Source organism: Hydrogenimonas sp., assembly GCF_029932565.1.
Lineage (GTDB): Bacteria > Campylobacterota > Campylobacteria > Campylobacterales > Hydrogenimonadaceae > Hydrogenimonas.
In genome coordinates this window covers 1-9,491 of record NZ_JAOZPV010000071.1, presented here as the reverse complement: position 1 = coordinate 9,491, position 9,491 = coordinate 1, and the positions used below count along the sequence as shown (strand labels likewise).

The following is a 9,491-nucleotide window of genomic DNA, read 5'->3' as shown; positions in this document are numbered from 1 at the left end:
TCGGCGGCAACGTCAGTGAAAACGCAGGCGGCATGCGGGCGGCCAAATACGGCATCACCAAAGATTATGTCATGGCGATCCGCGCTGTCCGCCCCAATGGCGACATCATCCGCGCAGGAAAGAAGACGATCAAGGATGTCGCAGGCTACAATATCGCCGGTATTCTGATCGCCAGTGAAGGCACCTTGGCCGTTATCACCGAAATCACCCTCAAACTGATCGCCAAACCGAATCTCAAAAAGACGGCCATGGGGATCTTTCCCAGCGTCGACAGCGCGATGGAGGCGGTTTACAAGACGATGGCCAGCGGCGTGACACCCGTGGCGATGGAGTTTCTCGACAACCTCACGATCCGTGCTGTCGAAGAGAAATTTCATAAAGGGCTTCCGGTTGACGCAGGCGCGATTCTGATCACCGATGTCGACGGCAACCTCCCCGAAGAGATCACCTACCAGATGGATGTGATCGAACGTGTTTTCCATGAAAATGGCTGCATGGAGTTCAAAAAAGCCAGGGATGAATCGGAGTCGGCCGATCTCTGGTTCGCACGACGCAATGCCAGCCAGTCCATCACGATCTACGGCAGCAAAAAGATCAACGAAGATATCACGGTACCCCGCTCGGTTCTGCCGGAGCTGCTGCGCCGCATCAGCGACGTTGCGCTCAAATACGACGTCAAAGTCCCCTGCTTCGGCCATACCGGTGACGGCAATGTCCATACCAACGTTATGGTCGACGGCTCCGATCCCAAACAACTGGAGATCGGCCACCAGGCGATCGAAGAGATCTTCCGCATCACCGTCGACCTGGGCGGCACCCTCAGTGGAGAACACGGCATCGGCCTCTCCAAAGCACCCTTCATGCACCTGGCATTCACGGAAGAGGAGATGAATCTCTTCCGTGACATCAAGCGGGCGTTCGACCCCAACAACATCCTGAATCCGGGCAAGATGGCGCTGTGAACGATAAAGGGAAACAGAAAACAGAAAATGGGGAGCAGAAAAATTCCCACATTCCCACATTCCCACATTCCCACGTCTTCACTTCCGTGTACTGCAAGATCAAAGAGTTCTACGATCCGGACATTCCCTACTACGCGGCTAGCCTCAGTTTCTATACGATCTTTACGATCATTCCGCTGCTGCTGGTCAGTTTTTCGATCATCGTGCGCCTTCCAAACTTCGCCGATCAGTATGAGAAAATCAAAAGTTTCATTTTTTCCAACATCATGCCCGCATCGCAGGAGACGGTGTCGGAATATATCGATACATTTCTGGCCAATACATCGAAACTCGGTACCATTGGATTCATCTTCATTATCGTCGCGTCGATCATGTTTTTCCAGAACTACGAATATATCGTGGGAAAAATCTTCCGCTCGAAACAGAAAAGTTTCTGGAGTGCACTCACGACCTACTGGACACTGATCACACTGGGACCGATGGCGCTCGCGGCATCGATCTATCTCTCTGTCAGAGTCCAGAAACTCCTCGACAGCACCCAATATACCAGCGGTATCGACTTTCTTGCACTCTTTCCCTTCCTCATCATCTGGATGCTCTTTTTCGTCACCTACAAAATTTCGACAACCGTTCTCATCAAATTCAAGGCGGCACTGCTCTCATCCTTTTTCGCTTCGCTGATCTGGTACATCGGAAAAAACATCTTCATCTACTATACTGTCCATACCAAAACCTACACCACGATCTACGGATCGTTCAGTGTACTGCTCTTCTTCATGCTCTGGATCTACGTCTCGTGGATTATCTTTCTGTACGGTCAGAAACTATGCTACCTGCTGAACAAGATATACGAAAAAGAGGAGCATGAGCCCCGCCTGCACATAGAGTGCGCGACGCCACCGGACAGCGGCGAGAGAAAAAAGCAGGAATAGCACGAAAAACCATACCGGCGTTGCGATATCGGCAGCCAAACCGGCCTGTGGCCACTGCAACAGCGTGATCACTATCGGATCGATCACTCCGCCGACACCAAAGATATGCAGTACGATCGCAAGCGGGTAAAAGAGAGTGAAAAGTATCGTCAAAAGCGGGGAGACCCACTGGTAGAGAGTGAATGTGCCGAAAAAGAGATGGACAACCGGCAACATCGCCAGGTAGACCCAGAGATTGAGCGTCAGAAAAATAGCCCATTTCGGCCACGACTGCGTCCACTGTAGAAACAGATAGATAAAAAAGACGCCGGACACCGAGAGCCAAAAGCCGATCGAAAGTATCAATGCCGGAAAGAGTGCCGCAAGCATGACGACACAGACACCCAGAAATGTGAAAGAGAGCAGTTCGATACCAAGAAGCAGAGCGAGCCACCCGACCAGCACCATCGCATAGGCACGCAGAAGCGAAGGGGGGATACCCGTGAAAAGAAGGTAGAGCCCCAGCAGCGCAACCGTGACGGCACCGACATCGAGAAGCCTGTGGCGCCACGGAAAAAAACGCTGCTGCAACGGTTTGTAGACCAGTGACGCCATACCGTAGAGAATCAGCCAGAGCAATCCCATATGGAAACCGCTTAGAGCAAGCAGATGGTTGACGCCCAGCAGTGTCACCTTTTCGCGAAGTTTTTTGGAGATGGGCAGGGCCAGAAAGAGTGCACCAAAGAGCTCTTGCATCCATGCGTTCCGGTGTTGTGCGGCGATGGTTTCATAAATCTGCATCCGCATCGATCTCTCCGCATTGACACGCAATATGGCGGAAGGAACATAGGGAATCGACAGGTAATCGGCAAACGAAACCTTCCTGGGAAAAAGCAGAAGCGAAACGTTTCGTCCCCGCAGGTTTTTCAGGGCTTCCCGCGATGTAGTATAGAGTGTCCGTCCATCTTCCGTTTCGAGCTTCAACACCTCGTACTCCCGGCTACCTTTTCGCTTCGTATACTGCATCAGAACATCGGCACGGGTATAGATTTTTTTCTGAGAGACGAATTGGGTGTAGCGATAGAACTGCCAGCTCAGCGTCGATACGAGAATGGTAGCCGCCAGTACGAAAAAGAGCAGCCATTCGCGACGCCCTTCGATCAGTGACGGTTTAGATAGGCGGAAGCTCAATTTTGGTTTCGGCTCCGATATCGATATTGCTCTGTTCGTAGACGACCTCGACCGGTACATATCCGGCATCGACGAAGCGGGTAAACCGTTTCTGGAATTTCAGTTCGACGATGCCCGTCGGCCCGTTCCGCTGTTTCCCGATGATGATTTCGGCATCCTCCTCCTCTTTCTCGTGGAAGGCCGATTTGTACTCTTTCCCCTCGGCACGCGCCTTCATCTCTTTCTCTTTCTCCTCGCGGATCCGGTAGACATCGTCGCGGTAGACGAAGAGAATGATATCCGCATCCTGCTCGATCGCCCCCGATTCGCGAAGATCCGAAAGCATCGGGCGCTTGTCGGCACGCGCTTCGAGCGAGCGGTTGAGCTGTGAAAGGGCGACGATCGGGATTTCGAGCTCGCGCGCCAGCATCTTGAGCCCCCGTGAGATTTCGCTCACCTCCTGGTGCCGGTCTTTGTTGCTGCCGCTGCTCATCAACTGCAGATAGTCGATCATCGCCACTTTGATTTCCGGGTGGTGCGACTTCAGTTTGCGCAGTTTTGCACGCACCTGATGGATATTGATCGTTCCTTCGTCGTCGACGAAAAGTTTCTGTCCGCTCAGCCAGTCAACCGCTTCGGAGAGCCGTGTCCACTCCTCGTCGGTCAGATTCCCCACCCGCAGATCCTGCAATGCAATGGAAGTTTTCGCGCTCAGCATCCGGAGCACCAGCTGCTCCGCCGGCATCTCCAGCGAGAAAAAGGCGACACCGTCGCCGTTTTCGAGAGCTTTGAGGGCCATATTGAGCGTCAAAGCCGTATTGTGGGTTACGGTCATGTCTTCCAGCAGAAAGAGATGGTTGCCATCAAGCACGAAACCGTAATAGTCGTCCACTCGATCCGGCTCCACACGGATGCCGGTATGCATCACGTCACGTTTCGCTTTTCGCGGGCGGGCTCTTTTTCTCGGGATTTTCGTCGGAATCTTCTCCAGATCTCCGACGATTCTGACACGATAGACTTCACCTTCGAAACCCGTCGATCGGATCGTGGCCTTTTTGTTTACGAGAGAAGTTCTGAACCCCAGTGTATCGGCGAGAAGTTTGATCTCCTCCGCCAATTCACGACTCTTTTGCGTGATCTCCATGACATGGTATCTGTCATCATAATATCCGTCGCTGTCGATCAGCCCGGCAAGCAGTTGCAGACGCACCTCGGAACTGTTGGCGATATAATCGTGGGGAACTCTTTTTCTGTCGAAAAGTCCCATGCGACGCAGCAGTCTCTGAAGCGAAAACGTTCCGTGTGGATCCACGGAGCGACCGTTGCTGATCGTATACATCGGGCACTTCCCCTCGGCGACATACAGATGCAGAGTCAACCCCAGTTTGGCGGCATACGCCTCGAGAAATTCGACCACTTCCCGATCCTGCGTTGCCACTCTCACGTCGGCGCTCCGTCCGTCGCCCAGCCAGATCCCCAGAAAATAGGGGTCGACCGGCACCTCTTTTTCTGGAAAATCGACGGCGACCTTGTATCCTTTGTAATTGCTTTTGAATTTGTCGCTCTTTTTCAGATACTCTCTGACGGATATATTGAGCATCTCACCATGTCTGTGTCCCCCTTCGTTGCGGCTTCGTTTGAGGGAGAGAATGTGGCTTTCGTTGACCCTGTAATCGATCCCGCGATTTTGCCGGACCCAGTACATCATTTCCCGCCCCCTGGCGATCGAAAGGACGCGCCGAGGTGTGGAGTCGTCCCCCATCAGCAGATCACCCTCTTTCACATCCTCGACCTTTTTGAGCGAACCGTCGTACATAAGTACGCGGGTCCCTTTTCCGAGGCATTTTCCCATTGCCGGCCTCGCCGCCACGATGACCAGGTCCCCTTCGCCAAAGCCCGACGTCATACGGTTGAGCTCCTTGAAACCGGTATCGACCCCGATCAGCATCGAGTTGCCCCGCTCTTTCATCTTTTTGATGTGTTCGAGCGTACTCAGCGCCATCTCCTGGCTCTCACGAAAATCCTGCGTCGACGCTTCGGAAGTGATGGCGTAGAGTTTCGCTTCGACGGCATCCATCACATCGTCGGCCGGCAGATCGTCCTCGATCGTGAGCTTTTTTATCTCTGTGGCGAGTGTCACGAGTGCACGTTTCTGCCCTTTGGCCTTGATCTCTTTGATATAGGCATGGGTATTGGAGAGAGGGTTGGCACTGAGAATATCCAGAAACGCCACCTCGTCGAACCGGTTTTTTTGGCTCAGTTTTTCGCGAAGAAACTCTTCGTCGATCGGCTGGTCGGCGCGGAAAAGCTCCTCCATCGCCATGAAAAGATGCTGGTGAAACGGATGGTAGAAATCTTCGGGCTTTAGCTGCGCGGCGATCTCTTCGTACTGTTCCGGGTCGAAAATGATCGTACTCAACACGGCACGTTCGATGTTCAGATTATACAGATGTTCTTCCATCAGACCCCACTCCTGAAAATGAAACCGAGTTTTAGGCTTCCTATCGAAATATTCTCAATTCTCAATTCTCAATTCTCCATTTCATCGGCCAGTTTCTCGACCTCTTCCAGAAAGCGGTCGACCAGCTTTTCTTCGGAAAGTTTCGCCACAACTTCCCCTTTCACCATCACCAGGCCGTTCCCCTTGCCGTACGCGATCGCCACATCGGCGCTTTTCGCCTCTCCGATCGCATTGACCACACACCCCATCACCGAGACGTTGAGCGGTGCTTTGATATGTTTCGTTCTCTCCTCCACCTCGGCAACGGCTTTGACCAGATCCGCCTCGATGCGGCCGCAGGTCGGACAGGAGATGATGTTGAGCCCCTCTTTGGCCACGCCGCTGTCTTTGAGAATCGCCCGGCCCACTTCGATCTCTTTCTCCAGCTCGCCGGTAATGGAGACCCGCATCGTATCACCGATACCCTCCAGCAACAGCGTCCCGAGGCCGATAGCGCTTTTGATCGTCGCATGGAACACCGTGCCCGCTTCGGTCACTCCCAGATGGAACGGATAGTCGACCAGCGGACGCAGCATGCGGTAGGCGTCGACGGTCCGCTGGACGTCGCTCGCTTTCATCGAAACTTTGATCTCGTTGAAACCAAGATCTTCGAGAAATTTGATGTTATAGAGCGCCGACTCCACCATCCCCTTGGCCGTCTGGCCGTACCTCTCTTCAAACTCTTTCTCCAGACTTCCGCAGTTGACGCCGATCCGTATCGGAATGTTTCGCTCTGTACACGCTTTGACGACCTCTTTGACCCGAGATTTTTCACCGATGTTTCCCGGGTTGATGCGGATGCAGTCGACGTGCTCCGCGGCAATCAGTGCCAAACGGTAGTTGAAATGGATATCGGCCACGAGCGGCAACGATGTCTTTTCGCGGATGGCTTTGAGCGCATAAGCATCCTCGTAATCGGGCACCGCCACACGAACGATATCCGCACCGGCGAAATGGAGACGGTTGATCTGTTCTATCGTCGCATCGACATCGGCCGTACGCGAATAGGTCATCGACTGCACCGATATCGGTGCATCACCACCTACCGGTACATTTCCGACATGAATCTGTCTGGTCGGGTATCTTTTAATCATAAAAGGGATTATATCGAAAAGTTTCAGGCGAAATCGACAGGGTCCATATCGACTTCGAAACGGCCGTCGTCCACCGCTTTGACGACACGCATCAGATCCCTCCGATTCGCGCTTCTGAGCAGGATGCTGAATCGGAACTTTCCGGCGATCTTTTCGATCGGCGCCTTGCCCGCTCCGACGATTTCGATTTTTCCGAAACGTTCGATCTCTCTTTTTACACGCTCCACTTCTTCCCGTCCCCTTGTCTCGTTTTTATCGGCGAAAAGGAGGCGGCAGAGGTGCATCGTAGGCGGGTAGAGTCCCTCCCTGAAGGCAAGTTCTTCTTTCAGAAACTTGTCGTACTTTCCGATATATTCGCTGAAGAATTCCGGCTGATTGGTCTGAACAATGACGGTGGCTTCCCGCGCTCTTCCGGCACGTCCCGAAATCTGCACGAAAAGAGACTGTGCCCGCTCCCTGGCCCGATAGTCGGGAAGAGCCAGAATATAATCGAGTCCGAGGACGATTGCCAGAGTGATGTCGGCATAGTCATGCCCTTTTGCAAGCATCTGGGTGCCGACCAATATGTCTGTTTCTCCCTTTGCAAATCTGTCGAGGGCTTTTTGAAGTCTGTTCGCCGTCGTAATCGTATCTTTGTCGAACTGCTGGATAACAAGGTTCGGAAAGCGCTCCGACAACTGCTCGGCTACCTCCGCCGTTCCGATACGGTCCGATTGGATGACCGACCCGCATTTCGGGCAGGAGGAGGGAATCTTTTCTGCATAGCCGCAATAGTGGCACTGCACGACTTTCCGATGGCGGTGAAGGCTCATGCCGACCGAACAGAAGGGGCACTCCACCGTATAGCCGCAGTTTTCGCAGTAGAGATATTTGAAATTGGCACGGGTCGGAAGAAAAACCAGCGCCTGCCCGCCATCCTTCGTATGCCGTTCGATCGCGTCGATCATCGTCGGGGTCAACCGGCATCCCCCCTGTTCGAACAGAAACCGTTTTTTCGTCTCGACAAAAGGCTTTTCGATCCGCACGACCGGCTGCCTGGCATAGGTCACGACACTCGGTGTCGCAGAGCCTAGCACCACCTTCGCACCCAACCGCTTTCCCATATAGAGGGCGAGATCTCTCGCATGATACCGCGGCCGATTGTGTGCCTTGTAACTGTCGTCATGCTCTTCGTCCACGACGATCAGGCCGATCGCATGCAAAGGCAGGAAGAGAGCCGATCGGGGACCGGCCACGATGCGCACCTTTCCGCTTCGTATCGCTTCGAGTGTTTCGGTCCGCCTCTTCTTCGTCAGCTTGGAGTGCCAGATCGCCACACTGTCGCCAAAATGAATTTTCAGACGTTTTTCCATCTGGGGCGTCAGGCTGATCTCAGGCATCAGGAAAACGGAACTCTTTCCGTTTTGCAGCATCGCATCGAACAACTGCATATAGATCTCCGTCTTCCCGCTGCCCGTCGGCGCGAAAAGCAGGGCCGAATCGTGTTGTATCAATTGTTCGAACGCTTTGGCCTGTGGATCGGAAAGCGTTATTTTCGATCCGCCAATATATGTTTCGATTGCCGGTTTTACGGAGGAAAACGGATCGAAAAGGCCCAGCGCTTCACCAAAGGTACAGGCGTAATACTCCTTGATGAAACGTGCCGTCTCTATCTGATAGGGGAGATAGACAAGAGGATGGATCTCACCGATCGGGTGGGTCTGAAATGCCGGTTTTTCCACTTCGGCCACAACAACGGCATTGGTCATCCTGCCGCGAATAGAAACAGTGACATACGTGAAGGGTTCGATTTTTTTTTCGGAATGGAAAGTAAAAAAGGGAGCCCGTTTGCCCAGCAGGCAAACTTCGTAAAAGTGCATATCTCTTTCTATGTTTATTGCGTTAATTGTCTACAAGCATTATTGGTATGGGTACAATCAAAAGCACCTGTCGCCGTATTATAGGTAAATGTTACATTCGTTCCATCGCCAGTAATATATACATACGTATTGGCACCTGTTTTTTTCCAATGACCCGGTGCATCTTTGGCATAGATAGGATATTGGAGCATATCACTGAATAACGCTTCATTATCTGTATTGACAGCTGCAGAATCCAATTGAGCTCTTATCGTGGTATTTCCTTCCAGCATTCGTTTCTGTCGGTCTGTTGCGATGGAGCTTCGGATCGTCGATACATCGGAACGCCCTTTGGCGATAATGGCATCGTCTCGTGTCACCCACAGCCTGGGCATGGCGATGGATGCAAGAATCCCGATCACCACAATAACGAAAACAAGTTCGATCATCGTAAATGCAGATCTGCTATTCGATTTTTTCATTATCTTCACAACTCCATTCAAATTTCAATAATTGACCAAATTCTTCCTCAATACAATTGAATAATTGCTATTATGCAAAATCCGCTGCAAACCTATACAGATTGTATCATTGTTGGGATTTCCATATGAAACACTTAAGTTCTGTTCCTGGTTTCCGTTGACAAGACTCAATATAATGCATTGCGTATTGTTGCCGGTTAAAAACGTCAAATTGTTATCATTTCCGTTGGGAACCACTTCACCTTTCTCTTTCATTTCCCGCAAAATATTCGAATATGTTGTCAAACCACCGCTGATGCTTTTTTGTCCAAACGCATGAGCAGCTATTTCATTTATAGATGCCGTTATCAGTTTGGCTTTTTTTGCTACAATTGCATCTTCCCGTGTCGCATTAAGCTTTGGTATTGCCACTGCAGCCAGAATACCCAATATAACAATAACAAAAATCAACTCGATCAACGTGAAAGCTTTTTTCATAATTTAATATCAAGGAAGGCATATTCCTATGCCTTCCTTCTCACCCATTGTTCTGAA

General features: G+C 51.7%; 8 protein-coding genes. 2 read left to right on the top strand and 6 right to left on the bottom strand.

Features of this window, described 5'->3' with window-relative positions:
* Together Q1K24_RS08035 and Q1K24_RS08030 are read left to right on the top strand one after the other, a co-directional pair.
* The coding region (locus tag Q1K24_RS08035; protein ID WP_300368596.1) for an FAD-linked oxidase C-terminal domain-containing protein at positions 1–962 on the top strand (962 nt) is incomplete at its 5' end.
* Positions 959–1,894, top strand: coding sequence for a YihY family inner membrane protein (locus tag Q1K24_RS08030; RefSeq protein ID WP_300368593.1), 936 nt, complete (start codon positions 959–961; stop codon positions 1,892–1,894). The genes Q1K24_RS08035 and Q1K24_RS08030, both read left to right, overlap by 4 nt.
* On the opposite strand, the gene Q1K24_RS08025 is transcribed toward Q1K24_RS08030, so the two are convergent.
* The 6 genes from Q1K24_RS08025 to Q1K24_RS08000 all read right to left on the bottom strand — a co-directional run bounded on the left by Q1K24_RS08025 (position 1,787) and on the right by Q1K24_RS08000 (position 9,434).
* Entirely contained in the window at positions 1,787–3,064 is a 1,278-nt protein-coding gene (locus Q1K24_RS08025; protein WP_300368590.1) for a ComEC/Rec2 family competence protein, read from the bottom strand. The genes Q1K24_RS08030 and Q1K24_RS08025 overlap by 108 nt on opposite strands.
* Positions 3,045–5,504, bottom strand: a complete 2,460-nt coding sequence (dnaB, locus tag Q1K24_RS08020) for a replicative DNA helicase (protein ID WP_300368587.1) — start codon at positions 5,502–5,504, stop codon at positions 3,045–3,047. The genes Q1K24_RS08025 and dnaB overlap by 20 nt, the downstream gene beginning before the upstream one ends.
* A gap of 68 nt (positions 5,505–5,572) precedes the next feature.
* Positions 5,573–6,637, bottom strand: coding sequence for a flavodoxin-dependent (E)-4-hydroxy-3-methylbut-2-enyl-diphosphate synthase (gene ispG, locus Q1K24_RS08015; RefSeq protein ID WP_300368584.1), 1,065 nt, complete (start codon positions 6,635–6,637; stop codon positions 5,573–5,575).
* A 23-nt stretch (positions 6,638–6,660) separates the two neighbouring features.
* Complete coding sequence (locus Q1K24_RS08010) at positions 6,661–8,496, bottom strand: primosomal protein N' (protein WP_300368581.1); 1,836 nt, start codon at positions 8,494–8,496, stop codon at positions 6,661–6,663.
* A gap of 14 nt (positions 8,497–8,510) precedes the next feature.
* Positions 8,511–8,957 carry a type II secretion system protein gene (locus Q1K24_RS08005; RefSeq protein ID WP_300368579.1) on the bottom strand — a complete coding sequence of 149 codons (447 nt, stop codon included), beginning with the start codon at positions 8,955–8,957 and terminating at the stop codon, positions 8,511–8,513.
* Positions 8,958–8,981: 24 nt separating this feature from the next.
* Complete coding sequence (locus tag Q1K24_RS08000; RefSeq protein ID WP_300368576.1) at positions 8,982–9,434, bottom strand: type II secretion system protein; 453 nt, start codon at positions 9,432–9,434, stop codon at positions 8,982–8,984.
* Between the last annotated feature and the right edge of the window lie 57 nt (positions 9,435–9,491).

Bases quoted from the DNA above. Each gene is read 5' to 3' on its own strand.
- Q1K24_RS08005 (WP_300368579.1), bottom strand. From the start codon at position 8,957: ATGAAAAAATCGAATAGCAGATCTGCATTTACGATGATCGAACTTGTT.
- dnaB (WP_300368587.1), bottom strand. From the start codon at position 5,504: ATGGAAGAACATCTGTATAATCTGAACATCGAACGTGCCGTGTTGAGT.
- ispG (WP_300368584.1), bottom strand. From the start codon at position 6,637: ATGATTAAAAGATACCCGACCAGACAGATTCATGTCGGAAATGTACCG.
- Q1K24_RS08010 (WP_300368581.1), bottom strand. From the start codon at position 8,496: ATGCACTTTTACGAAGTTTGCCTGCTGGGCAAACGGGCTCCCTTTTTT.
- Q1K24_RS08000 (WP_300368576.1), bottom strand. From the start codon at position 9,434: ATGAAAAAAGCTTTCACGTTGATCGAGTTGATTTTTGTTATTGTTATA.